26 protein-coding genes are annotated in these 22,608 nt (G+C 59.5%); 12 read left to right on the top strand and 14 right to left on the bottom strand.

The annotated features are described in order from the left end of the window. Positions 1-59: 59 nt before the first annotated feature. From MOE34_RS24705 to MOE34_RS24685, 5 genes are all read right to left on the bottom strand, one after another. Entirely contained in the window at positions 60-1,076 is a 1,017-nt protein-coding gene (locus MOE34_RS24705; RefSeq protein WP_242225113.1) for a hypothetical protein, read from the bottom strand. Then, entirely contained in the window at positions 1,073-2,674 is a 1,602-nt protein-coding gene (locus tag MOE34_RS24700; protein ID WP_234189739.1) for a hypothetical protein, read from the bottom strand. The genes MOE34_RS24705 and MOE34_RS24700 overlap by 4 nt, the downstream gene beginning before the upstream one ends. 252 nt (positions 2,675-2,926) lie before the next feature. Next, complete coding sequence (locus tag MOE34_RS24695; RefSeq protein WP_242225111.1) at positions 2,927-3,751, bottom strand: IS5 family transposase; 825 nt, start codon at positions 3,749-3,751, stop codon at positions 2,927-2,929. A 584-nt stretch (positions 3,752-4,335) separates the two neighbouring features. Further along, on the bottom strand, positions 4,336-4,596 hold the full coding sequence (locus tag MOE34_RS24690) for a toxin-antitoxin system HicB family antitoxin (RefSeq protein ID WP_234189740.1): 261 nt from the start codon (positions 4,594-4,596) through the stop codon (positions 4,336-4,338). Next, positions 4,593-5,012 carry a putative toxin-antitoxin system toxin component, PIN family gene (locus MOE34_RS24685; RefSeq protein ID WP_242225109.1) on the bottom strand — a complete coding sequence of 140 codons (420 nt, stop codon included), beginning with the start codon at positions 5,010-5,012 and terminating at the stop codon, positions 4,593-4,595. Before MOE34_RS24685 ends, MOE34_RS24690 begins: the two co-directional genes overlap by 4 nt. Before the next feature lie 648 nt (positions 5,013-5,660). Here MOE34_RS24685 and MOE34_RS24680 point away from each other — a divergent pair. Next, positions 5,661-6,020 (top strand): hypothetical protein, encoded by a 360-nt coding sequence (locus tag MOE34_RS24680; RefSeq protein WP_234189742.1) that lies wholly within the window; start codon positions 5,661-5,663, stop codon positions 6,018-6,020. A gap of 196 nt (positions 6,021-6,216) precedes the next feature. Here the strand turns inward: MOE34_RS24680 and tnpC are convergent, their stop codons facing one another. The 3 genes from tnpC to tnpA are packed head-to-tail and all read right to left on the bottom strand — an operon-like array spanning position 6,217 to position 8,662. Then, on the bottom strand, positions 6,217-7,869 hold the full coding sequence (tnpC, locus tag MOE34_RS24675; protein ID WP_242225107.1) for an IS66 family transposase: 1,653 nt from the start codon (positions 7,867-7,869) through the stop codon (positions 6,217-6,219). Between the two features lie 47 nt (positions 7,870-7,916). Beyond that, positions 7,917-8,261 (bottom strand): IS66 family insertion sequence element accessory protein TnpB, encoded by a 345-nt coding sequence (tnpB, locus tag MOE34_RS24670; protein ID WP_242225105.1) that lies wholly within the window; start codon positions 8,259-8,261, stop codon positions 7,917-7,919. Beyond that, on the bottom strand, positions 8,258-8,662 hold the full coding sequence (gene tnpA, locus MOE34_RS24665; RefSeq protein WP_242225103.1) for an IS66-like element accessory protein TnpA: 405 nt from the start codon (positions 8,660-8,662) through the stop codon (positions 8,258-8,260). Before tnpA ends, tnpB begins: the two co-directional genes overlap by 4 nt. 620 nt (positions 8,663-9,282) lie before the next feature. Between tnpA and MOE34_RS24660 the strand changes: the two genes are divergently transcribed. The 5 genes from MOE34_RS24660 to MOE34_RS24645 all read left to right on the top strand — a co-directional run bounded on the left by MOE34_RS24660 (position 9,283) and on the right by MOE34_RS24645 (position 12,163). After that, positions 9,283-9,636 carry a hypothetical protein gene (locus MOE34_RS24660; protein WP_234189743.1) on the top strand — a complete coding sequence of 118 codons (354 nt, stop codon included), beginning with the start codon at positions 9,283-9,285 and terminating at the stop codon, positions 9,634-9,636. Positions 9,637-9,784: 148 nt separating this feature from the next. Continuing rightward, positions 9,785-10,684, top strand: a complete 900-nt coding sequence (locus tag MOE34_RS24655) for a nucleotidyl transferase AbiEii/AbiGii toxin family protein (RefSeq protein WP_242225101.1) — start codon at positions 9,785-9,787, stop codon at positions 10,682-10,684. Continuing rightward, positions 10,681-11,697, top strand: a complete 1,017-nt coding sequence (locus MOE34_RS24650) for a hypothetical protein (protein WP_242225099.1) — start codon at positions 10,681-10,683, stop codon at positions 11,695-11,697. Before MOE34_RS24655 ends, MOE34_RS24650 begins: the two co-directional genes overlap by 4 nt. A gap of 81 nt (positions 11,698-11,778) precedes the next feature. After that, complete coding sequence (locus MOE34_RS25475; RefSeq protein WP_277955671.1) at positions 11,779-11,907, top strand: hypothetical protein; 129 nt, start codon at positions 11,779-11,781, stop codon at positions 11,905-11,907. Beyond that, entirely contained in the window at positions 11,900-12,163 is a 264-nt protein-coding gene (locus MOE34_RS24645) for a hypothetical protein (RefSeq protein WP_242225097.1), read from the top strand. The genes MOE34_RS25475 and MOE34_RS24645 overlap by 8 nt, the downstream gene beginning before the upstream one ends. A 76-nt stretch (positions 12,164-12,239) precedes the next feature. Here the strand turns inward: MOE34_RS24645 and MOE34_RS24640 are convergent, their stop codons facing one another. Further along, the gene (locus tag MOE34_RS24640; protein ID WP_242225095.1) at positions 12,240-12,428 is read right to left on the bottom strand and encodes a hypothetical protein; all 189 of its coding nucleotides are present in this window, start codon (positions 12,426-12,428) and stop codon (positions 12,240-12,242) included. Continuing rightward, positions 12,425-12,595, bottom strand: coding sequence for a hypothetical protein (locus MOE34_RS24635; RefSeq protein ID WP_242225093.1), 171 nt, complete (start codon positions 12,593-12,595; stop codon positions 12,425-12,427). Before MOE34_RS24635 ends, MOE34_RS24640 begins: the two co-directional genes overlap by 4 nt. A 386-nt stretch (positions 12,596-12,981) precedes the next feature. Here MOE34_RS24635 and MOE34_RS24630 point away from each other — a divergent pair, with 386 nt between their 5' ends. From MOE34_RS24630 to MOE34_RS24620, 3 genes are all read left to right on the top strand, one after another. Next, complete coding sequence (locus tag MOE34_RS24630; protein ID WP_242225091.1) at positions 12,982-13,389, top strand: hypothetical protein; 408 nt, start codon at positions 12,982-12,984, stop codon at positions 13,387-13,389. A gap of 63 nt (positions 13,390-13,452) precedes the next feature. Further along, the gene (locus tag MOE34_RS24625; protein WP_242225088.1) at positions 13,453-13,770 is read left to right on the top strand and encodes a hypothetical protein; all 318 of its coding nucleotides are present in this window, start codon (positions 13,453-13,455) and stop codon (positions 13,768-13,770) included. A 389-nt stretch (positions 13,771-14,159) separates the two neighbouring features. Then, a complete protein-coding gene (locus tag MOE34_RS24620; protein WP_242225086.1) occupies positions 14,160-14,957 on the top strand; it encodes a metallophosphoesterase in 798 nt (265 codons plus the stop codon). Between the two features lie 161 nt (positions 14,958-15,118). Here the strand turns inward: MOE34_RS24620 and MOE34_RS24615 are convergent, their stop codons facing one another. The 3 genes from MOE34_RS24615 to MOE34_RS24605 form a co-directional block, all read right to left on the bottom strand. After that, positions 15,119-15,595: a hypothetical protein gene (locus MOE34_RS24615; protein WP_242225084.1), complete on the bottom strand. Its 477-nt coding sequence runs from the start codon at positions 15,593-15,595 to the stop codon at positions 15,119-15,121. A 172-nt stretch (positions 15,596-15,767) separates the two neighbouring features. Further along, positions 15,768-16,616 (bottom strand): hypothetical protein, encoded by an 849-nt coding sequence (locus MOE34_RS24610; protein WP_242225082.1) that lies wholly within the window; start codon positions 16,614-16,616, stop codon positions 15,768-15,770. A 52-nt stretch (positions 16,617-16,668) separates the two neighbouring features. Then, a complete protein-coding gene (locus tag MOE34_RS24605; protein ID WP_242225080.1) occupies positions 16,669-17,583 on the bottom strand; it encodes a DNA-methyltransferase in 915 nt (304 codons plus the stop codon). A gap of 380 nt (positions 17,584-17,963) precedes the next feature. Here MOE34_RS24605 and MOE34_RS24600 point away from each other — a divergent pair, with 380 nt between their 5' ends. Then, a complete protein-coding gene (locus tag MOE34_RS24600) occupies positions 17,964-18,665 on the top strand; it encodes a hypothetical protein (RefSeq protein ID WP_242225078.1) in 702 nt (233 codons plus the stop codon). Positions 18,666-19,114: 449 nt separating this feature from the next. Here the strand turns inward: MOE34_RS24600 and MOE34_RS24595 are convergent, their stop codons facing one another. Then, the gene (locus tag MOE34_RS24595) at positions 19,115-19,399 is read right to left on the bottom strand and encodes a WGR domain-containing protein (protein ID WP_242225184.1); all 285 of its coding nucleotides are present in this window, start codon (positions 19,397-19,399) and stop codon (positions 19,115-19,117) included. 806 nt (positions 19,400-20,205) lie between these two features. On the opposite strand from MOE34_RS24595, the gene repA reads away from it, so the two are divergent. Both repA and repB read left to right on the top strand, forming a co-directional pair. Further along, positions 20,206-21,423 carry a plasmid partitioning protein RepA gene (gene repA, locus MOE34_RS24590; protein WP_242225075.1) on the top strand — a complete coding sequence of 406 codons (1,218 nt, stop codon included), beginning with the start codon at positions 20,206-20,208 and terminating at the stop codon, positions 21,421-21,423. Continuing rightward, positions 21,420-22,397, top strand: a complete 978-nt coding sequence (gene repB, locus MOE34_RS24585; RefSeq protein WP_242225073.1) for a plasmid partitioning protein RepB — start codon at positions 21,420-21,422, stop codon at positions 22,395-22,397. Before repA ends, repB begins: the two co-directional genes overlap by 4 nt. Positions 22,398-22,608: the final 211 nt, after the last annotated feature.

Below are 22,608 nucleotides of genomic sequence, written 5' to 3'. Positions count from 1 at the left end.
CAACTATGCCGCGTGCAAATTTGAAAGTCAACGCGGCATCCGAGTGGTGTGCGATCCGGTTAACGAGATGCGATCGACGACACGAAATCCTCGAAGGCATCCTCGGGATGAATGCCCCTGCGCAACCCTCTCGCCGCGAACTCGATCGCCTCCTGCCGGTGTTCCTCGGGAACCCGTAGCCAAAGCGCCTGCGAAACCGAGGGAGGGCAGCGCGGCTCGCTCACCGTGACGACCGGCTTGCCCTTCTGCGCGATATCCCGGTGCAAATGCCGTTCGGCAGCAGTACCGAGCCGCTCCTCATGGAAGCGGAACCTGTCCGTGCGGCCGGCGGCGATCTCCGCGAGAAGGTCGTCGGCGAAGGCTTCCCAGCTCATCACGGCGCAGTTTTTCAGCGTGGCCCAGAAGCGTTTGCGCTCCCAGACCGGTGCATGCGGGTGTCGGCCGAGCTCGGCGATCACCTTCGTGATCTTGCCGCCCATGATCCGGTCGGCCTCCGCGAGCAGCGGATACCGCTCACCGAAATCTCGCATCAGGCGATCGGAGGTCTCTCGCAGGTCCTCGTCGGAGAAATTGAAGAAGGGCCATCTCTCATAAATGCTTCCAAGCTCCCGGGCCTCGCGCCTGGCTTCATCGGTAGCGAGAAACCGCAGCTTCAGCGGCCATTCGCTCACATAATCCTCAACGGACCGGGGCGCTTGTTTAACCGGCATCTTCCCGCTCACCGACACCCTTTTCCTCGGCTTCGGATACTGGCGGGCTCGGTAGTCGAACGAGGCCACGAGATTGAAGCGATCAATGGAAGGCACCGCCTTGACCAGTTCGCCGAGGAACGATCGGCTGGCAGGCACGCGGACTGCCAGCAGGTGGTAAATGTGAACCGTGTCGATGGATTCAAACTTGATCCACATCGGGCGCATGTCGCCAGTATCGTCGGCGGCCTCGAGACAGGCGGTGACCGCCTGCATCGCCGCAATGCCGGCTTCCCGCGAGAGCGGCTGTTCCGCGGTCAGGAGGATGGCGGCATGCGGCACGGTATAGAGCTTGCTGTCGTCATCGTCGGGCAGCTTCGTCGTCATGAACGTGCGTCCTCGTGTTCGATGCGGTAGATGGGCGGGCCGGTCAGCCAGGTGTCGAGCTTCCTGAGAGCCGCGAGCAGCTCGCCCTCGTCGCCGGGCGAGATCGTGAAGCCGAAATGCTGGCGGGCGGTCGTGCCAGGCGCCCGGAAATGAACGCGTAGCCGGCGCTCGTGGTCTCCGTTCCAGATCACCTGGCTGAGCGGTTCGTAGACAAAGCCATCCAGGTCGGTGGCAGAAGCGGCGTGGTCGATTTCCAGGTCGATATGCGTGCAGGTCTCGAAGGACGGTTCCACCGGACGTTCGAGGATGCTCGGCGCGGCGGCAGTTGCCCCCCTCCCCTCGACCGCAGGCCGGGACTTTGGTTTCCGCTTCTTCTCGGCGATCCGCTCCAGGCGGCTTTTGTCGGCTTGCCCGAGTTTCTGTATGACATGCGGCGAATTGCAGAGGTCGGCCCCGATCTCCACTTCTTCCGCGAAAAAGCACCAGGCGGCCGCCTCGACGCCGTTTGCGTCGATCGCCGCCAGGAGGTTCTTCCCGCGATAGCGGCGCTGGCCGTATCCGGCCGTCAGCGGAACGCCCTCCAGCGCCTCGTCGAGCGCCACGCTCCATGTCCAGTAAGCGGAATGATGGGTTAGCCTGAGCGACCTGAATTTTTGCGCGACCTGCAGCCAGAAGACGCTGTTGATCCTGAATTTGGGAACATCGGCCTTACCGGCCTGTTCACCGCGGACCCGTAGCGCCCTGTCGTCGGTACGGACCGTGTGGTGCGTGTCGGGGTGGACCTTGACGTGCAGTTGAATCAGCGACGTCTTCTTTCCCTGGCCGCGCGCCGGCGAAGGCAGGCCGTCGTAGGTGATCCTGAGGCTGAACTTGCGCACACCGAGGAAATCCTGCGCGAACCTTGAGATGACCCGTTCCTGAAGCTTCGAGAAGAAGGACGTACCCGGCGTTTGAAATCCCACCAGCTCGGCCAGTTCGGCGGGAGTGAACTCGAGTACGAAGGAATTGTCGGAACCTTCTCGCCACCTGCGCAGGCTGACCTCGTGCACGAGCCTCTTGTAGAGCAGCGCCGAATATCTGGAGCGCATCGCGCCGTGTCCGATGGCGGCCAGCTCGACATAGCCGTAGGAAGGCATCGTCCGCATCAGCCATTTGATGGGGTCGGGGAACTGGTACCCGATATCGATCCTCGCACCTTTTTCCGCCGACCATGCGGTCAGCATCTGGACGTTGCTGAACGACCGGCCTTCTTCGCCCGCGAATGATAACCTCACCTGTTCCATCCGAGTCAGCGAGGCCCTCACATCCGCTTCCCTGGCATCCGACCACAGAAACCGCAGGCATTCGGCCAGCGGGATTTCGTAGGAGCTGCGCGACATCGAGATATCGGTTTCGTAGGCTTTGGAGATCAGCAGCTCGTGCAGGGCAAGGTCCGACGACGTCAGCTGCTCGGCGCCTTTGACGACGGAAATGCCTGCCAGCATCTCCGGCGGTCTCGGCGACTGCGGGGCGACGATCGCAAGCGATTTCCGGTTCTTCAGCGCCGTCGACAGGTCTCCCCGGCTGGATGGCTGAAACTGTTTTCTCTGCGCCGGCATGGCTTCCTCATGTGCGTGTCCTGTAGTTAAGGTTTCCGGTCACAAGAATAAAATCAAGTGCAAAATTGTATTTCTGTAGATTTCTAGAGTTTAATATCGAGTTTTTCATTATCAATTCAGAGATTACTTAATTTTCTTTCAGAGAAATATCTGGATCGGCCGAGCTGTGCAGACAATCGGCATTTAAAATAAGATCCGTTGCTTCAGAAGCATGGGATGTTAAGAGTCTGAATCGTAACGACCGCCATGTTTTCAAGGCCTTGCGAGCCTGCGGGTGAGCATGCGGATATTTGCGATGAAGACCCATGCCTCGGCGGAAGCAATGGTTCGTTCGAAGTCCTTTGCGAGCCTGCGGCATCGTCCGAGCCAGGCGAATGTCCTCTCGACCACCCAACGGCGCGGCAGGACCTCGAAGCCTTTGGCGCTGTCGGAACGCTTGATGATTTCGAGCGTGAACTTGCCGACCTTCTGCAAGGCTCCCCTCAGCTTCGGCCCGGCATAGCCGCCATCGGCGAAGACATGGCGCAGCCACGGCCAGCGCTTGAGGATCGATTTCAGGACGGCGGGCGCTCCGTCGCGGTCCTGAATGTCGGCGGCATGGATGACCAGCCCGACCATGAGGCCGAGCGTATCGACGACGATATGCCGCTTGCGGCCCATGACCTTCTTGCCCGCGTCAAAGCCACGTATTCCGCCGCTTTCGGTGGTCTTGACCGACTGGCTGTCGATGACGCCGGCACTGGGGCTGGCCTCTTTGCCTTCGCGCTCGCGTGCCACCATCACCAGTTCATTGTTGATGGCGCGAAGCCGACCCTCGTCACGCCAGCGGTAGAAATATTTCTGCACCGTCGAGAACGGCGGAAAATCCTTCGGCAAGAGCCGCCACGCGCCGCCCGCCGACGCCATATACAAAAGCGCGTTCACCACCTCGCGCAGGGCCGTCTTGCGCGGCCGACCGATGCGGTTCGGCGACGGCATCAGCGGTTCGATCAGCGCCCACTCCGCGTCGGTCAAATCGCTTGCGTAACGGGCACTGCGGCGCTCATAGTGCCGGCGAGTGGTTTCGGTCCAGGCCATCGTGATCTCCGTCGAATCTCAGAAATCCGACTGAATCATAACCTGCTGAAATCACTCGCTCCTTTTTGGAACGGACACTAAGGCCGAAATCCGGGGTTTACGGGATTTCAAAATCCGTTGACGCGAGGAAAATCCGGGGTTTATGGGATTTTAAAGTGTTGACCAACTCAGGCGAGACGGTGATTTTTTCTCCCCGAAACTAGGATTCCGGCCCCTAATTCTAAATGGGAGTGCGCGGGCGCGCGTATGCGTGCACGCGAGGGGACGATGCGGCAACGCCGGGCTGGATTTCGATTCAGACGGGGCGCTTCGCTTTTTTGCTTCTGGGTCGAGGCCTGGAAAACCGTGGTGCAAGCCCGCCGCCGCTGATCCTATCGCCGGGCCGTGGCGTTTCTCCCCGTTGCGCCGGTCCCGGCCAACGGCCATCATCGCCGCATCCTCGTGGGAGTCGACAATCTGCCAGTGCTTCCGCGCCGCATGTCCCTGGCAGAGCCGGAACCGGTTCTCGATAGCGGTCTCGTCTACTTGTTGTCGGAATAGCCGGCGTAAAGAGCAGCGCGGGTCATAGAGTGATCTTCGTTCGGTCAGTCCTTGATGGCATCCTGCGGCATCGGCGGCACGTCAGGTGCCCGGTCCAGAAGCCGCGTGAGGTCGCCACGCTTTGCCGTGCCTGCGCGCGCCTTGAGGAAATCGGTCGCCGTCTCCACCGCGCCGATCTTCTGTGCGACGGCCGAGACGATCCACTGGTTGAGCGAAACGCCGTCTTCCATGGCAAGGCGCGTCGCCGTTTCCTTCAGGGATTGCGGCAGCTGCAGCGGATACTTGTAGCGTTGGGTCTGCGTCATGTGCTCAGTCTCCTGACAATCTCTCCCGGTGTTGCGATGGCGACACCCAGTGCGAGGGCCGGGCGGAAGTCCTTGACGTTATGCGTCACGATGGCCTCGGCCTGCCCATTCAGCGCCGCCTCCAGCACCATCTCGTCGGCAACATCAGACAACATGGGCCGTGTCCGAAACGAGATATCGATACCCTCGGCACCTGCCGCGAGCGCACTCATCACCGCCGCAACATCGTCCAGGCTGTGTCCCGTCACATTCCGGGTTTCCTCACGGCTCAGAACAGCCTCGTATTCCAGAAACAGCGCAGTCGAGCAAAGTGGTGTCAGCACTCCCTGGTCAACGGCCCGCAGCAGCAGATTGCTTACTCCGTAACGGCTGCGGAAAGCAGCCACGATCACGTTGGTGTCCAGAACAAGCCTCATGGGAGATAATTTATGGACATCTTATTGGATGTCAATATTTGCAATGGCATTCTCAGACACGACGACCTCGGGCATCGTCATCACGGTCCCACTCACCCTTGCATCGGGTCACCGGTTTGGATGTGTTAGGTCCCCTCTGCAATCGGCCTGTCTGCCCAGGGCCATGCTTCGCGCTGATAGGCGACATCGATCGGAGACCGCTCATCTGTCCGTGTAGGCGGCGGCATTTTAAGTAACATCCGCTGCTTCAGAAGCATGGGATGTTAAGGCCGAAACCTGGGGTTTGCGGGATGTCAAAATCCGTTGACGCGAGGGAAATCCGGGGTTTATGGGATTTTAAATTGCTGACAAATCCAAGGGAAACCGGGATTTTTTCTTCCCGAAATCGGGATTCCGGCCGCTAATTCTAAATGGGAGTGCGTGGGCGCGCGTGTATGCGTGCACGCGAGGGGACGATGCGGCAACGCCGGGCTGGATTTCGATTCAGACGGGGCGCTTCGCTTTTTTTTGCCTCCCGGGTCGAGATCGCGGAAACCCGTAGTGCTGGGCCGCCGCCGCTGATCCGGCCATCGGGCCGTGGCGCTTCTCCCCGTTGCGCCGGCCCCCGCCGGTGGCCATCATCGTCGTATCCCCGACCGAGACCGTGCCATGGCCATTCCCTACGACCTTCATCTCCTCGCCGAACTGATCGATGAAGCCGTTCGTTCAACTCCTATCCGCAAACTCCCTCGGGAGAGGAGACGTCGGTATCAGGCCAAAGCTACGGCCAGGAGCCGCCAGAGGGTGGCCGCAGCGCTTGCCGGCGGCATCGTACCGGTCAACCGCCGGCATGTTCGGGACGTTCTCGGCGATGCAGCCATGCACATCCTTTCGAGCGGAGGTGATGGGGCCGATATCATCCGCCAGGCGCTCGCCACCGTCTTCGCCCATGATCCTGACGCACCGGCCACGATCGCCGATAAAATCAGGGCTGGAAAGATCAGGCCGAGACTGTTCAGGCCAGCGTGATGGACGACGGGGCCTGCTGTCCGTGCGATCCATAAAACCGCAGTTGCCAACGCTCCCTCGGCGTTCGGGGGCGGCAGGCATCCCATTGAGGGCCGACCTTATCGGCACGTAGGTGCAGCGTAAGCATCCGAGCAGTCACGCGGGCGAGAGACGCGCGCGCGATGTTGAACGTCCCTATGATGAAGGGGGAGCGGGTTCAGGCGGCCTGCTGACGAGCCTGGATTTCGGCCTGGCGCAGCCTCTTCCACTCCCAAGGGAGCATTTCATGGAGACGCGAGGCAGGGAGATCTGCGATGTGGGCAAGGACATCGGCGAGCCAGGCCTTAGGGTCCACGTCATTCAGCCGTGCGGTCATGATGAGGGTGAGCATGACGGCGGCACGGTCTGCGCCGCGCTCGGAACCGGCGAAGAGCCATGCCTTTCTGCCGCAAGCTACGCCGCGCAGCGCTCTTTCCGCGGCATTGTTCGTCATGCAGGTTCTGCCGTCGTCCGCATAGCGGGCAAAGTCGGCCCAGCGCGACAGCATGTAGTCGATCGGTCCGCTCACCGGCGATGAGCGCGACAGGCTGGCCCGCTCGGCGCGCAACCATTCCTCCATATCACCCAGCAGCGGCTTGCTCTTTTCCTGCCGGACGGCGAACCGCTCGGCCGCGCTCAGGCCGTTGATCTCGCGCTCGATGGCGAACAAGGCATCGATGCGCTTGACGGCTTCAAGGGCCACCGGCGAGATCGGTTTGGCTCCTTTTCCGCGCCGGGCGTTGCGAGCCACATCGGCTAGCTCGAAGAACTTCCGGCGCGCATGGGCGAAGCAGAATGCAGGCGTCGCCGGCATCTGTTTCTTCGTCCGGTCGAACAGCGGATTGAAGCCGTTGTAGCAGTCGGCCTGAAGGATGCCGCTGAACTCGGCCAGATGCCTTTGCGGGTGCTCACCACGCCGGTCACTGGAGGCGTAGAACACTGCAGCCGGCGGCGCAGGTCCTGCGAAGGGCTGATCATCGCGCACGTAAACCCAGATACGCCCGGTTGTGCATTTGCCCTTGGCCAGGATCGGGATCGTCGTATCATCGCCATGAAGCCGGTCGGCCTCGAACACATGGGCCTCGATCAGGTCGAAGAGCGGCTTGACGGCGAAAGTGACGTGGCCGACCTGATCGGCCAGCGTCTGGGTCGATAGGTCGATGCCCTCGCATTTGAAGCGCGTGCTCTGGCGGTTCAGCGGGATGTGCTGACCGAACTTGTCGAACATGATCGTTGCCAGCAGTTGAGGCCCGATGAAGCCACGCGGCGTGGCATGGAACGGTGCGGGAGCCTGGCTGATCGCCTCGCAATCGCGGCAGGTAAACTTCTCGCGCACCGTCTCGATCACCTTGAAGCGGCGCGGGATCTCCTCCAGCGTTTCCGTCACGTCTTCGCCCAGCTTCGACAGCCGCGAGCCACCGCAGCAGGCACATGCCGACGGCGCTTCGATGACGATGCGTTCGCGCTCGACGTCTTCGGGCCACGGCTTGCGCACCGGACGCTTGCGGACGAGGGCACGTACGGACTGCGTTTTAGCGGCGGCCTCTTGCGCCGCCAGTTCGTCCTCGGCGGCCGACGCCACGAGCTCCTCGAGCTGCAGTTCCAACTGGTCTATCAGCCGCTGCGTGCGTTCGCGGCGCGGCCCGTACTTCTCGCGCTCCAGCTTGCCGATCAGCAACTGCAAATGCGTGTTCAACGCCTCGATGCTGGACAGCCGCGCCTTCGCGTTGGCAGCTTCCGCTTCAGCCTGGAGCCGCGCGGCGCGTTCGAACAGCAGCGCCGCATGAGCGCTGGCAAGGTCCGATGGCAAGGAAAGCGGCGGCAATGTCACGACGACATTGAATCAGATTTCACAGCAATATCAATGCATAAATGCAGTCAGACCCGGCTGGGACGCCAGGTTTCCTGCGGCGCGCGCCAGTCAATTCCGGACAGTAGATAGGAAAGCTGCGCCGACGAGATTGCCACCGCGCCACCCTCGGCGGAAGGCCAGATAAACCTTCCTCGTTCCAATTTTTTCGTGAACAGGCAGGCCCCCTGGCCATCGTGCCAAACGACCTTGATCAGATCGCCGCGCTTGCCCCTGAAGCAGAACAGATGGCCGCCCAGCGGGTCATGCTTCAGCACCTCCTGCACCCGCAGCGCCAGCGACGGGAACCCGCACCGCATGTCCGTATGGCCCGTCGCCAACCACACCCGAACGCCTGTCGGGATCGAGATCATCGCAGCGTCTCCAGCCCGCGCAGGATTCGCAGCAGCGCATCGACATCAACGTCGCGCTCGACAATGACGCGCCGGCCGTTTGCGCTCAGTACCTCCATGCGGCCGCTACCCACTACCGGATTCGATGGACCCGGCACGTCCGGCGTGATCAACGCCGGTACGAAGCCCTCGATCCGAATGCTGCCAAGATTGCCGGCCTGTGCCAACTGACGCCAGCGGTACAGTTGCGAGCGGGAAACCCCATGCTTCACCGCCGTCGCGGAGACCTGGCGACCATCGCCAGAAAAGCCTTCTTCAAGAATTTGGAGCTTCGCCTCGTCGGTGAAGCGCCGCCGCCGCCCCGTATCGACGATCGCCAACCGGCTCACCGGTGTCCCAAAACTGTCCTTATGCCTGTCCATAAGGACAAAACGACAGATTCACATCACGCCCTCAAGGCGGCCGCCGTCGGATGCTTACGGTGCAGCCCCTCAATTGCACGCGACCTGCTGGCCGGCCAGCGTCTCCCCGTGTCACATCGCGGCCCTGTCCCGCGCGCCGATCCTCTCCTCTCTGCCCGTCATAATCGCAATCCTCAACGCGAGGCGCGGCCGGCAACCTGTTGCAGACAGTTTCCAGCGTGCGATTGGTCGAACCGGGCCTGTCGGCGTTGCTGGAGCGCAAAGAAACTTGATCCAACGTTTTTCAATTTACGAATGGGACACGGATGTCCCATCCTCAAATTGAATCGGCGTGCGCTCAAATCGGAGAAAGGCAAGATGCAGTGCACCGCATGATTGGAAGCGCCTGGCGCGTTTACCGGCAACACGGGATGGTCGTGATCGACACTCCTACCCCGCTTATGTCGCGCAGATGCGACACAAGACGCTCTTGCGTCTCAGATATCTGACATTCCCCAGGCTTTCCGGAACGATTGCGACCTCTCCGCGGAAAAGCAACGACCACGCCGGCCTGGTTCCTTGCAAGCGCTCCACCCAATCTCACGTAGTGATCATACGTAGTGACAAGAGGAACGACGAAAATGCCGAGAGCGGAGAGCGGGAGCCGGGGACAGGAAGCGACCCGGCAATGGCGCAAGAAGGTCAAGAGGGAACGCCGGCCCGAGACCGATGCCGTCGACACGGCCCTGGCGGCCGCGGTCACCGTGTACCGGCACGTCGCGGAGGCGCGCCGCTCGAAGCGTGACGTAACGCGTGCATCGGGCATGGAACTGATGGCCATAAACTTCCTGGTCTCGAAGGGTTATGCCGTCGAGCACGCCACCCGCCAGGTCCGTCGTCGGGTTCGGCGCATGGATGCCGAGATGCTTGTTCCTCTGGTGAACGGACCGGCCGACAGGGTGGCAAATCCGGGAGGGTTTCCGCCGGCAACATGACCTTGTTTTCGAACCGTGCTTTTTCTCCGACCTCCCCCCGTTACTTCATGGTTCTGAATCCGGCTTTCGTAAAAGCACGTAGTGACGTCGTTCCTTGCAAGCCGACGTCGGATGATCTCCGCAGCCGATAAATTTGAGGAGATCGACAATGGAGAAGCTATCGGAAATTGCGCAGAGCCTGGATGCGCGCCTCAAGATCGCCGCGACAACACATGGCCTCGATCTGGAAAAGCTGGCCGGGAGGACGCTCGTCGAGGGCATTCTGAGGTACTGGGCGCAGGGAATGGGACCGGCCCCGGTCCTGCTGACAGGCGGACTGCTGTTCGACCAAACCGTTCGTGAAACGCGCGATGCCGATATCGCGATATCCCGCCGCTACCGGTGCGACGACATCGTGCGCGGCATGGAGACTATTGCCCGGCTCCTCGAGCGCGAAGGTATGCGGCTGGATTTCACCGCCCCTGTGCCGCAGGCCGACACTGGATGCGGCAACTCCGTGGAGCGATGGATCATTGAGGGCAAGGTCGGCGGTGTCGCCGCCAGCGCCAGCCTCAATATGGACCCGCGGCGCGGGGCCGGCGCTGTCATCGAGGCGATCGAGCTTTCCGAAATTCCGTCGCTGGTCTCGGGCATCCCGCCGCTCGCCATCGCCTGCCAGCCGCTGGAAGTCGTCGCCGCCGAGACGCTGCTCGCGGTGATGTTTCAGCCGGAATCGGATTTCCGTATCCGGCACCTCGCGGATGTTATCGACGAGCGTCTCTGGGCGGACGTGGATTGCCGGGACGTCGCCCGAGAGATGATCGGCGTCTGCCGCTATCGGGGCATCGATGTCCGCGATCTGCCGGCGACGCTCGATTGGCCCGCGATCCAACGCCTTGAACCATCGTGGGAAAGGCACCGGGCGGCGGGAAAGACCACGCTTTCCATCTTCTCGGCGTGGATCGACGCAGCCTACCTCTGGTCCGAGGTGAAGGCCGAACTCGGCCTCAGACACAAGCCGTTCGTGGTCCAGCGCCCGGGTTCAAGCGTAGCGAGGATGTTCGCATGAAGTCGCCTCGCAAACATCCTGAATGGCGGCCGGCGGTGGAAGCCTTCTGCCGCGAACTGGACATTCCCAACCGCCAGCACATGCTGATCGACAACCTGATCGCCCCCAGCCTCGGCCGCGTTTACATGAAATTCTGGATCGCGCAGGACCGTATCGATCCCGAGATCGTGATCGATCCCACCGATCGCAGCGATGACCCGCGCTGGCACCAGAGCGACGGATGGCCCATCCGCGGCGGCTTAGAGGACGAGATTCTCCGACGCAAGTGGGAGCGGCGGGCGGCGCTCTATTTCCGCTGGAACGCGCCGGATATCTGGTACGTCGCCGACTGGCTGATCTATGCGGTGGCGACCAATGCGCCGTGGCTTCACATTCACGATCCTCACGGCGAGCCGAAAAAGCTGGCGAAGTGCGGGAGCCTGGAGCAGCTCGTTCGTGAAGCGAACAAGGGCTTCCGGTTCCGGCCGGAAGACAGGCTCCACGACGGCAATCTGCCGGCCGTCGCCATTCCCGAGCCGGGTCCCGATGACGAATCCGAAATCGCCGACCTCGGTGCCGGCCATATGCTTGTCCAGCTCCTGACGCCACTCGCGCTTCGCATCGAAGGCGCCCGCATGCGCCACTGTCTGAGCCACGGCGGCTATGACATCCGGCTCCGGGATTCACGCTTCAGGTACTACTCGGTGCGCGGCCCCGACGGCCTGCCGATCGCGACCCTGGAACTCGCGGGCGATGTGGTGCGGCAATTCCGTGGGCCGAGGGATGCCCGGCCATCGGAGGCGGTCGTCGATCTTATGTCTCGACATGCGGCGGAAAACCAGTGGCGGGGATACGAGGAAGCATCCGTTGGCAGGTTTCTGCGGGATTGGGACGAATGGCACCGCTTCCTCGGCGACGATGTTCTTCGTGCCCTCGACGGTGTTGAAGGTGCCCGCCCCGTCACGGACGAGGAACTGGCGGAAATGGTCCGCGCCAACAACGGCGCGCTGCCCACCCGCCGCCAGCAACGATGATCGTGCCGGCGACGGATTGCGCCGACGGAACCGGCGCAGCACACTTGAGAAACGGCCCATCAAGGGCGGAATGAAATGGGGATGACCATGGACATCATGGAAGCAACCGTGAGGCGCTTGCCGTATCATGACCCGGCCGAGCGTCCGGTCGCGGAGGCCCGGCAGGCCGAGATCGATGCATTCGAGCGGGAGGTTCGCGACCATGGCTGAACTCCCCGTTTATGACGACCCCATCCTGACCTGGGACGACATCGCCGACGATCTCGCGATAGCCGGAGATGAGCAGGAAGACGACAGGTTGCGGCTTGACCTGGAGACGGTGCGCTTTGTCCCCGCCCTCGACGGACGCGGTCTGCAGAGGGTGATAGGGGTTTATGGGCCGGAATCCGCATGGATCAGACGGTGGGAGGAGCAATGGCGGCTGGATGTCGCCGACGCGACCTGCCATCCCGCCGTCATTCGATGACACTCAAGGCCCCGGTGGTATGAGCGGGGTCGGTTATTGAATTCCAGAATCGGGCGGAGATAGCGCGTCCCGAAGCTCACGGCCGCCAGCCTCGCGTGAATCCTCGGCCCATTGCGATTATCGCAATCTTAAGTCTTTCCTCGACCGTGTCACGCTCGGCGATCAGCGTTCTCAATGCCTCGAGCGCATTGCCGTTGTGAAGGCGCAGCACCTCGATCGCCTCGTCTTGCACGGCGCGTTCTTTTTGTTGGCATATCTCGCTCATTGAAGGCGCAGTTCAAGCTGCTTTTTGTGCTTCAGCACGTAAAGCGGCTTTGCGGTCGCCGCCTCCAGCTTGCGCCGGTTCTCGGCGCGAACGGCGAGCTGCTTTTCCCGGAGCGCGCGGCAGGCGGCGACTTCGGCAAGGGCTCTTTCGATGCTGTCGGTTTGCATTGGCAACCTCCTATGTTCCCTTTATGTTCTATTTTTCCGGAAAGGAGTCAAGGGGCGAACCGGGGTTTCTTCTGCTGTGACAGGTCAGCCGGCTATGTGAATGCGGGCTCTATTCCCGGTCTCTGCATGCCATCGGAATTCAAACGAGCATCGCCCGGATAAATCGAGCATTACCCTTAATATAAAAATGCGATTTCTCTATAGTTCGCCGTTTTATATTGTAGAAACGCAGCATGTTCTTTGCCCTTATTCAGAAGGTAATCAAATTTCTTCCGAAGAAGTATTGCGCGATCATTTGGAATGAACCATCATTTTTACATGAGAAACAAAGGTGTTGTCTCGCCGCCGGTTGAAGTCCGGCGTCACCATGAACACGGAACATTGAAATGGCTCAGTTAACGAACTCGTATTCACCTGCTGCTGCATCGAATCCCGCCGACAATCCACGCTTTGACGATCACACGGTTACGGTGTCACTGGCGAAGAGATGGACCTGGACGATCTCGCCGTCCGAAGCTCTCCTGTGGTTCTTCGGATCCCGAGAGCAACTGCACACAGCCCTTGGCAACGAGGACGAGCGTGCGATCGGCACTGTCTGTCTCGCGATGCGCATGATGAAGCTGGCCGCCGCCGACTACGAAATTCTCGCTGGCAGGGATCTGGCTGCGGAAGCGGCGATCGACGCGGCTTTCGAAAACCGGGCGATCAATGCTGGTTGCTGGAGGCGGGACGGTGAGACCGTCTGGCAGGACTTTGCCGAGCTGTTTTTCAACTTCGATGACGATGAAGCATGACGGTCCTCGCGGCCGCCACCCCGACCTTATTCATCAATCTCGCATCGAGAAGGAACATGGAAAATGAAAACAGCAGCCTACATCGCGAACACAGAGGTCCTGTGCTGCGCATCAACGCTGATTGCAACACTTGCCGAAGCCTCACCCGAGACGTCGCTGACGAAGGCGGCGCGTTCCTTGCACGGCGATGGTGAGCCTGATGGCCCGGAGGTTATGGAGCATTGGATCGTGTCGGGCTGGCTTGCGGAAAAGCTCATCGAAAGCGACGAAATTGTCGATACCGATTTCGCCGGCCTCAGCGTCTGGGGCCGGCGCACGGCAGGACAGCCTATCGAAAGCGACGACGTCATCGTTGCAATCGCAAAGAAGACCCGGGCGTGAACGGGTCGGGCCGTTCGCCGACCTGAGTTCAGGTATCGGAAGCGGCTGGATATGACCTCTGAGAGCGATGCCGGGACGGTTGTCTATGTCATCATGCCGCGGTGATCCGCGCACGCACATCGTCGGAGCGGAGCCGCTTCAATTCCGCCCCGCCATCCATCCTGCAGGTCCGCCACGGTCGTTACAGGATACATCCGGCCAATACGGAAGCTCTCGGCCCGGCAAGGGAGGCTATACATCAACAACGTGGGAACCTCCATCGGTCCTCGTCCTCGGACCAGGAGGAAATTCCCCTGCCCTCCCCTGTCCAGAAAATTTCGCCGGCCGGCTTGCCGGAGGCCGTCGAGCCCGGAATAAGCCTTGTCGCAGACCACAAGACAGGTGCCAGAATGAAAGCCGCCGTATTTTCCGACCTCCACCTCGACTACAGCCGGGAGCCTGATTTCGCGATCGAGGTCGCCGACGATGTCGACGTCATCGTGATCGCGGGCGACGTCACCGCACCGGTAGCCAAAAGTGCCCGCTGGGCGTACCGGATGTATGGCAGCCGCGGAAAGCGCGTCGTGATGGTGCCGGGCAACCACGAACATTACGGTCAGGTCTATGAGGACAGCATCGGCGATATCCCCGAGCTGGAAAATGTCTTCATGCTGGAGAACCGCGATGTCGTCATCGACGGAGTCCGCTTCCTCGGCTGCTGCCTGTGGACGGATTTCGAGCTCTATGGCAATCCGATCCAGGCAATGGGTGCTGCGGCGCTGTTCATGAACGACTATCGCACCATCGCGTCGCGCTGGCCGGAAGGGACCCCGCGAAGATTCCTGCCGGCAATCACCGTCGATATTCATCGCACGAGCCGGGAATGGCTTGATGAGACGCTTGCCCTGCCCTTCGACGGGCCGACGGTCGTCGTGACGCATACATGCCCGCACGATCTGTCGGTCGCCGATGAGTATAAGGGAGACCGGCTGACACCGGCGTTCGTGTCGGATCTCTCGGATATGATCCAGCGCCATGAACCTGACGTCTGGATTCATGGGCACACCCATAGCAATTTCGACTATGTGGTGCCGGGGACGAAGACCCGGGTCGTCTGCAATCCCCGGGGCTATGTGAGGGACGGGTTCAATCGGAGCGATGTCGAGAATATGGCGTTCGAACCGACCAAGACGATCGTCATCGGGTGAGGTTTCCGCCGCCTCGCACCTCGGCGATCACGATCACGTCTCCGGCGGACAGCAAGACCGCATACCATCGGTCTTGCTGTCGAATCCGCGGAGCCAGAAATCATCGGGCCAAGGGGCGCGCTCCTGAAAACAGAGCGAAGCCGGATGGCCCGGCGGCCGTATCATTCGTCATCAGGGATGAAGCTATTCTCGCCATTGTAGATATAGCCGGTGCCTTCGAAGAGGTTGGATATTGCGTCCTCGACACGCGCAAAATCGTCTTCAAAGGTCATGAACTGACTTGCTCTCCTGTGGACTTTGAGACAGTTCCGAATACCTTCAAGAACGTACTCTTCGTGTCCCTCGTTACCAATGCAGCTTCGGCCGACGTTCATTTCGTCCACGGCCTCCCAGTAGGCAGCCTCGAGTTCATCGACGTGTTCCACTTCTATCGCCTGCCCGGAGTTGGTCAGGATGAAACGCCACGGGGTTTCGCGAATGGCCGCAGTGATCCCGGAAACCTCGCGGCCGGCGGTAATCCATGCCTGACAGGCGCTGACGAATTCGGCCCGGCGTTCGATGTCGAGCGCGAGTTCACGCAGGCGGATGGGGTCGATATCTGATGGCTTGATCTTGCTTGCTTCGAGGGCGATTAGCATGGGTGTCCTTCGGTGTTCTGGATTGATATGGTTAGTGGTCCCGGGCGATGGGAGCCGGAGAATTCTGGTGCCTGTCCAGGTCGTGAAAGCGGGCCATCGGGTTTCGGCGTCGAGAGTTGGGCCGGCCGGCCTACGCCCCTCCCTCCCCCGGCATTCAGAAAGCTCTGCGGATTCATGCCGGCTCGAGCTCGGCCTCGGATGCAGAAAGACCAACTGCCCAATTCGTGTCGCTGAGGTCGGTGTGGCGGCCGGTATCGAGCGCCTCCTGCAAGGCATCGTGGACAGCCGGAAGCTGCCAGCCACTGAAAGCAGGATCGAACGCTCGCAGAGCGCTGTAGCGTGAACGGCGAACGTGATGGCGCCCGTTCTTGGTGTCGGCGAATTCCAGCTCGCGGCCGTGATCGTCACCGTTCCAGTACTCGAACCGGAGCAGAATCTCGTCATCTGTCTTTTCGACGATGTCTACCTGTCCGATTTGAACGACCGGGTGGACGAGCAGTGCCGGTGAGAAGAACGGGCTCCAGTCCCGGCCCGCGAACAGTTCGTCCAGATTCCCAAGCATGTCGATCTTTGCCTTCGGATCGTATACCAGGACATCGCTGACGGCCTGCCGGTATTCCAGCGCCCGCTCGCGGATGAGACCGTGCCAGCGCTCATCGTCGATCAGGTCTTGCGCCGCATATCTGAGTAGACCTTCGATGCTGCCCATCGTCTCGTAGACATCATACGCTTCGATTTCGAGGTGATCCGGGTCCGAGGGTGCCGGGACCGGTTGCCGTGCGCCGTAGCGATTGATCAGGAGATCGGGGGTGACCTCGTCGGGATCAATATCCAGCTCGAAGCCGTAAAAGTCCTTACGGCCGTCCTGAAACGGACGTACGCCGAGGATCGTGCGGCTGTTGCCGAGACGCCGGGACAGGTTCGGGAGCGCCTGCCCGATTGCGATGGCAAAGGTCGGGCCCTCGGTTTCGACGTCCACGTCGTCATAGGGCGCGGACAAGAGGAATTTGTGATGGTTCATGGATGCTTCCGTTTCCAGAATTGTTTGCGACCGACCGTTCCGCTGGTCGTGATTACACCGCGTGACCGGCCAGCCGCTGTGCGGCCATCCGGACGTAGCTTTCCTCGCGTTCCACGAGAATTGACTTGCGGCCAAGGCGATTGCACACCGCTCCGACCGTGCCGGAGCCGGCGAACGGATCGAGCACGACGTCGCCGGGGGCGGTCAGGGACAGGACGAGCCGATCGATCAGCTCCTCGGGAAACTGGCACGGATGATCGAGCTTTTCCGGGTGGTTGTGCTTGACGTTCGAGATGTCCCACACGTCCCCCGGGTTCTTCCCCTTCGGGTTTCCGCTCAACTCACCCTTCCTCGGCCCCTTGTAGTAGCGCTTGCCCGGATATTTCTGCGGAACGCGGATCGCGTCGAGATCGAAGGTGTAGTCGTCGGATTTCGTGGCCCAAACGATCGTCTCGTGCCGTCCCGACAGGCGCTTCGAGCAGTGCAGGCCGTGGCCGAACGTCCAGACCACGCGATTGCGGACCTTCATGCCGAGACTGCGGAAGAGCGGAATGATCAGGCTGTCGATCGGGATGACCTCTCCTTTGTGGACATGGTTCCCGACCTGCCAGGACATGGCTCCCTGCGGACCGAGAAGACGATGGCATTCGCCAATGATCTCCTCGATGAACGCGACATAGTGGATCAGGGGCGTGCGGGTCTCGTAGGACTTCCCGATATTGTAGGGAGGGCTCGTCACGATGAGATCGACGCTCCCGGCCGGCAGATTTGGCAGAATGTCCGCAGCATCACCATGATGGAGTTCGCATGCGCCGACACGGATCGGGCAAGTATCAGCTCGCGGGCGTTCGATAGAGGGCGCCGTGCCGGCGACAATGCGATCGGTCCCGTCGGAATGAAGTGTGCTCCAGAGAGTGGTGAAGAGATCGGTCTGCGCCGGCTGGCGTTCAAGAATGCAGTCGTTCATTGGGGGCTTTCATCGCTCGTTGTAGGTAAAGCGTTGCCCGAGGTGAAATGGACGTCAACGTCTTGTCAGAAAGAAATATTGCGACAATCATGGAGGGTTGCACGGTGAGAAGGTCGATAAATTCTGCCAGTAATCCACGATATGCTTTATTGACTGCCCTTCCACGGTCAATAAATCTGAATGTCGCGCTAAAGTTATCTTGAATCCTCGTATAACATTCGACATTACAGACAGAATGTACCTTTGTGTTTTGGAATTAACTTCTGTAATATTAAAATTATTTCTTGAATGTTCATGGCATGCGCGACATACTTTCCATATTGTCGCCAAAGGAAGCTACTTCTTTGCCGAGGAATGACGAAAATTCAGGGCTTTGAAACATGAAATTCAATTTTTTATCGAGGAGCATTAAGGTGAGAGACCCGCGTTACTCCGCTTCTTGCGCCAGCCAGATCCGGGCGGATTGGCTCGTTGCCATTGCAAATATCCGTGTCGTTGCCCATGCGGACCAGGGAGGAGACAAGGTCCGTGCCGCGGTGGATGCCGCGTGGGATGGAATCCTCGCGGACTGTCGGAAATACGGCCTCGATATCTCCGGGCCGGCGTTCTCCGATGACGTCGAGCAGGCGCTTTCCGGAACCGGCTATAACTATACGCGTCGCGATTTCAGGGTTTTCAAGCTCGCGGATGTTATCGAGATCCGGCACGCGAGGCTCGACGGCATATCGGGTAATCGCTGCGTGCGCTTCGTCATCGGGGCGCAAGCCTATGACGGGCCGTTTGCGACTGCCGAGATTCTGCGACGGATCGATAACTGTGGACGGTTCATTTCCAGAGACGATGGCGACGACGCATGGCTGAAGGAAATCGCGTCCCTCGCCGACAAACTTGATGCCTGTGCGCATGAGGTCACAGTGACAGTGCTGGACAAACTGGCCGGTATCGTTGCGCGGCTGAGGTCATCAGGCGATCTGGGAGAACATCGGCGAAAAGTTCAACGCCATCCTGGAAAGTTTGCCGGAGCACAGGGGCGTCCGTCGCGCGGGCAACAGCACCATGCGCTGCACAGCGGAGGGGTGTGAAGTGAATTCGATGAGCGAGTATTTACCCGCGCTCCGTGAAGACGGAGCATTTCTCGACGTCAAGTACTCGCCGTCGGCCTCGCAGCGGAGGAGGTTGGTCACAGCCCGTCGCCACAGGGGCCAACAGATGTCGCGACCATCTGCGGCTTTTGATAAAGCCCCGGCTAGGCTTTCCGGGCGTTCTACAGGCAGTCGAGGCTTTCAAAGCTCGCAACTCCATGGCTGCGATGATAACCTATAGTGCTGGATGGGACTATGAACTCTTCCTCAGTCCGAAACACGAAGTGTCGCCGTTCGGCTTCTCAGGGGACGGGTACAGGTCGTTCTGGCGCTTTGTTGCCCGGCATGCCGAGCAGTAAGAAGAACCCTGCCTGACAGTGCTTTCTGTTCGCCGGGTTTGTAAAGTTGGGAGTGGGACGGCTCCTCCCCTACCCTCTCTTCGCCGCTGGTCATGGCATCTTGTTTGAAGGCCGCCTGTCGTCAGCGACGCGTCCTTTCGGCCGGTAGCCGCGTCCATGTTTTTGTCGCAGAAGTTCGAGAAACAGTTGCACCGCCTCATCCTCGCTCTCGAACAGGTGCGCCTTCATCTGGCCGCCTGTGCCGATGCGCCCCCAGCGCCGCGTCAGGCATGTATCGCCATACAGCGTTGCATCGATCGACATCGCGTAGAAACGGGCGACATTCCTGGCCGGATCGGTGCGTTCGACATAGAGCTGGTAGGGTTGTGCGAGCATGGACGTGAGCATCGCCAATCCCCGGGCGCTCGTCCAACGAGAGATATGAATCGGTCCGGTCCGATCGATTCATTTCAGTGATACATCCTGTTCGCGAGCCGTGGATATCGGCCCCGTCACGAAGGCCGCACCCCGCAATAGAGTCATCGTGGAGCACTGTGGCAACCGCATAGTTACTACATTGCACAAGAAATGCTCGCCATCCGATGAAAATGAGAGCATCCTACAGGCAGCTAATGCTCATTGCGGTTTATCCTCCCAGTACCCGCCGCCGCAGCTGTTCCCCTCTGGAGGTTACAGATCTCCACACTTGATGGGCCGCGGGTTTCCGACGGCCCCTTTTTTGTCTCGCGCTCTTCTCCCTGAGGCTTGGAGGTGTGGATGGCTCCAGGCGGTGAGGCGGCCGGAAAGATCAGGACTTTGTGACATATACCAGACGTTTGCGATTGCGCCGGTGTTACAGATTGAGCTTGTGTGTTGTCGCGTAAGGCCGACGGGAATCGGGAGCCACGCGTACAGAATTGAAACCCGCAGACGTGTCTGCTTTGGGTGTTCGGCCGGCGGTAAGTTAGGTTTTACAGTTCCTAGTTCGAGGACCGATTCTCTCCAGATTCGTTTTCCACCCGCTTTGACCCCTTTGATTGAGTGGAGGATTGTCAGCTGACAATCTTCATAAGCATAGGAAAATAAATAGGAAATTTCCTCGACCACAATCGTTGTTTTGCGTTAACCAAAAAAACCTTGACCACAACGCGCTTTCCGGGATCATTTGCGGAAACTTCAACAAATTATTGGAATTTCCGCGAATGGCGACGAAAGCCGCGACGAAGGATCAACAAAGCAAAGAAGGGGCTTTCTCGATCGACAAGGCGATTGAGCGTGACTCTGCGACGCTCAGTGGCCAGCTTCAGATTCTTTTCGAGAAGCTCTTTTCCCCAGACGCGAAGAAAGTACTTCGTCGCTTCAGCAGTAAGGAGGCTGCGAAGCTGCTGGGTATCACTGATAGCTATGTGCGGCATATCGCTTCACAAGAAGACGCGGTTACCTCGGAACGAACGCTAGGTGGGCGGCTGACGTTCTCGCTGGAAGAGATAAATACCATTCGGCAAATTCGAGGTCGTACGAAGCCCACTTATCTTCCTGGTCGTCGCGAAGGCGATCACCTCCAGATAATAGCGGTAACGAATTTCAAGGGAGGGTCAGGCAAGACGACGACAGCTATCCATCTCGCCCAGTACCTTGCATTGCGAGGCTATCGTGTTCTGGCCGTTGACCTTGACCCACAGGCATCGATGTCTGCGATGCTCGGATATCAGCCGGAATTTGACGTGGGTGACAATGAAACGCTCTATGGCGCAATTCGCTATGATGGTGAACGACGGGCGGTTAGGGAAGTCGTAAGGCAGACCTATTTTCCGGGATTGGATCTCATTCCGGGTAATCTTGAACTCCACGAGTTCGAGCATGATACTCCCCACGCTCTCGCGACGCGTTCCGTGGCCGATACCGACATGTTCTTCATGCGCGTGGGAAATGCGTTGACCGGATTGCAGGAGCACTATGACGTCGTTGTCATCGACTGCCCGCCCACTCTAGGCTTCCTCACGCTTTCAGCGCTTTGTGCGGCAACTTCGGTCTTGATCACGGTTCATCCGCAGATGCTCGACATCGCGTCAATGAACCAGTTTCTCGCGATGACCTCCAATCTGCTTTCCGTGGTAAGGGAAGCTGGGGGAAGTCTTGAGTACGATTGGATGCGGTATCTAATTACGCGATACGAACCAAATGACGGCCCGCAGGCTCAAATCGTGGCGTTTCTGCGCAGCCTCTTCGACGAGCGAGTGTTGACTTCAATGATGGTTAAGTCGACTGCGGTGTCCGATGCGGGCCTTTCGAAGCAGACAATCTATGAAGCCGGACGAGAGACAATTCACCGTCAGACCTATGATCGTGCAGTGGAGGCGATGGATGGTGTGAATGGTGAAGTGGAAGCTTTAATTCAAAAATCGTGGGGCAGGACATGAAGGGCCGCGACATCCTCAAGAGCATGGTATCAGCGGGGCAAGCTGCTGGAGAAGCGCCGGCTGTTTCAGTATCGCAAAAGCCGGCAGGTGCCGTTCGTGCGATGAACCTGTCGCTCAATCGACTGAATGACGAGGCGGCTGCCGCTAAAGTTTTGCGCGACGCGCTCGCGTCGGGGGATAAAGTTGTCGAACTCGATCCGGACTTGATCGAAAACTCATTTATCCAAGATCGAATACCGGTGGAACTTGACCCAGAGCTAGAGAAGCTGAAGACCGCCATTGAGGAGTCTGGTCAGCAAGTCCCTATATTGGTGCGCCCTCATCCAACTAAGGTCAATTGCTATCAGTCGGTGTTCGGCCATCGGCGCAGGCGGGTCGCAAAGCTGCTCGGCCGCCGGGTCAAAGCCATCGTTCGTGAAATGACAGATGAAGAGGTCATCCTTGCACAGGGGCAGGAGAATGGCCCCCGTGTTGACTTGAGCTTCATTGAGCGGGCGTTGTTCGCCAGGCGAATGCACGAGCATGGATTTGATCGTGACACTATCGCAAAAGCACTATCCGTCGATAAGCCGGAAATATCTCGACTTCTTCAGGTTGCGGATGCCGTTAAGCCCGAGCTGATCTTGGCTGTTGGCCCCGCCTTTAAGGTCGGTAGACCTCGGTGGCTGGCTTTCGCGGATGGCCTGAAAGATACCGATGCGGCAAAGCGTGTCGATAAAGAGCTCACCTCCGCTGAGTTTGCTAAAGCAGATTCGAACGCACGGTTTGAACGCTTGTGGAAGGCACTCGCTGGCCGCAGTGAAAAGAAGACCAATGCCGTCCAAGTTCTGCGTGGTCAAAAAGGGCTTCCGCTTGCATCCATCGAGCGAGGCACGAGAGGGACAAAAATCACGGTAACCTCAGAACCATTCGCAGCCTTCCTTTCTGATAAATTGGCCGATCTTGTTGCTGCGTTTGAGAGAGAAAAAATTTAGAGAATTCAATCAACTGAGAGAATTGTCAGCTGACAATTTCTTGCAAGCTGGAGTGTAACCTACAAAAGAAAAAGGCCCCCAAAACGTCGCCGTCGTGGAAGCCCCTTCTTATGTTGTAGCAAACAAAGAATCGCATTTTCACGAATCGCAGTCAAGAGTTTTTGGCACCGTTTTGGTGAGCGGATTTCTTTTGCCTTCTGAAAGGTGAAGG

The sequence above is a fragment of the Shinella zoogloeoides genome, assembly GCF_022682305.1.
Lineage (GTDB): Bacteria > Pseudomonadota > Alphaproteobacteria > Rhizobiales > Rhizobiaceae > Shinella > Shinella zoogloeoides_B.
Note: the sequence above shows the minus strand (reverse complement) of the source record. Positions and strands in the feature narration are given on the sequence as shown.

Excerpts from the sequence above, each read along its gene's own strand:
- repA (WP_242225075.1), top strand. The coding sequence starts at position 20,206 with ATGGCGACGAAAGCCGCGACGAAGGATCAACAAAGCAAAGAAGGGGCT.
- MOE34_RS24640 (WP_242225095.1), bottom strand. The coding sequence starts at position 12,428 with ATGAGCGAGATATGCCAACAAAAAGAACGCGCCGTGCAAGACGAGGCG.
- MOE34_RS24610 (WP_242225082.1), bottom strand. The coding sequence starts at position 16,616 with ATGAACCATCACAAATTCCTCTTGTCCGCGCCCTATGACGACGTGGAC.
- MOE34_RS24650 (WP_242225099.1), top strand. The coding sequence starts at position 10,681 with ATGAAGTCGCCTCGCAAACATCCTGAATGGCGGCCGGCGGTGGAAGCC.
- MOE34_RS24630 (WP_242225091.1), top strand. The coding sequence starts at position 12,982 with ATGGCTCAGTTAACGAACTCGTATTCACCTGCTGCTGCATCGAATCCC.
- MOE34_RS24645 (WP_242225097.1), top strand. The coding sequence starts at position 11,900 with ATGGCTGAACTCCCCGTTTATGACGACCCCATCCTGACCTGGGACGAC.
- MOE34_RS24595 (WP_242225184.1), bottom strand. The coding sequence starts at position 19,399 with ATGCTCGCACAACCCTACCAGCTCTATGTCGAACGCACCGATCCGGCC.
- MOE34_RS24615 (WP_242225084.1), bottom strand. The coding sequence starts at position 15,595 with ATGCTAATCGCCCTCGAAGCAAGCAAGATCAAGCCATCAGATATCGAC.
- MOE34_RS25475 (WP_277955671.1), top strand. The coding sequence starts at position 11,779 with ATGACCATGGACATCATGGAAGCAACCGTGAGGCGCTTGCCGTATCAT.
- MOE34_RS24685 (WP_242225109.1), bottom strand. The coding sequence starts at position 5,012 with ATGAGGCTTGTTCTGGACACCAACGTGATCGTGGCTGCTTTCCGCAGC.
- MOE34_RS24625 (WP_242225088.1), top strand. The coding sequence starts at position 13,453 with ATGAAAACAGCAGCCTACATCGCGAACACAGAGGTCCTGTGCTGCGCA.
- MOE34_RS24620 (WP_242225086.1), top strand. The coding sequence starts at position 14,160 with ATGAAAGCCGCCGTATTTTCCGACCTCCACCTCGACTACAGCCGGGAG.
- MOE34_RS24705 (WP_242225113.1), bottom strand. The coding sequence starts at position 1,076 with ATGACGACGAAGCTGCCCGACGATGACGACAGCAAGCTCTATACCGTG.
- MOE34_RS24605 (WP_242225080.1), bottom strand. The coding sequence starts at position 17,583 with ATGAACGACTGCATTCTTGAACGCCAGCCGGCGCAGACCGATCTCTTC.
- MOE34_RS24660 (WP_234189743.1), top strand. The coding sequence starts at position 9,283 with ATGCCGAGAGCGGAGAGCGGGAGCCGGGGACAGGAAGCGACCCGGCAA.
- MOE34_RS24635 (WP_242225093.1), bottom strand. The coding sequence starts at position 12,595 with ATGCAAACCGACAGCATCGAAAGAGCCCTTGCCGAAGTCGCCGCCTGC.
- tnpA (WP_242225103.1), bottom strand. The coding sequence starts at position 8,662 with ATGGACAGGCATAAGGACAGTTTTGGGACACCGGTGAGCCGGTTGGCG.
- MOE34_RS24655 (WP_242225101.1), top strand. The coding sequence starts at position 9,785 with ATGGAGAAGCTATCGGAAATTGCGCAGAGCCTGGATGCGCGCCTCAAG.
- MOE34_RS24600 (WP_242225078.1), top strand. The coding sequence starts at position 17,964 with ATGAAATTCAATTTTTTATCGAGGAGCATTAAGGTGAGAGACCCGCGT.
- MOE34_RS24700 (WP_234189739.1), bottom strand. The coding sequence starts at position 2,674 with ATGCCGGCGCAGAGAAAACAGTTTCAGCCATCCAGCCGGGGAGACCTG.
- repB (WP_242225073.1), top strand. The coding sequence starts at position 21,420 with ATGAAGGGCCGCGACATCCTCAAGAGCATGGTATCAGCGGGGCAAGCT.
- tnpB (WP_242225105.1), bottom strand. The coding sequence starts at position 8,261 with ATGATCTCGATCCCGACAGGCGTTCGGGTGTGGTTGGCGACGGGCCAT.
- MOE34_RS24690 (WP_234189740.1), bottom strand. The coding sequence starts at position 4,596 with ATGACGCAGACCCAACGCTACAAGTATCCGCTGCAGCTGCCGCAATCC.
- MOE34_RS24695 (WP_242225111.1), bottom strand. The coding sequence starts at position 3,751 with ATGGCCTGGACCGAAACCACTCGCCGGCACTATGAGCGCCGCAGTGCC.
- MOE34_RS24680 (WP_234189742.1), top strand. The coding sequence starts at position 5,661 with ATGGCCATTCCCTACGACCTTCATCTCCTCGCCGAACTGATCGATGAA.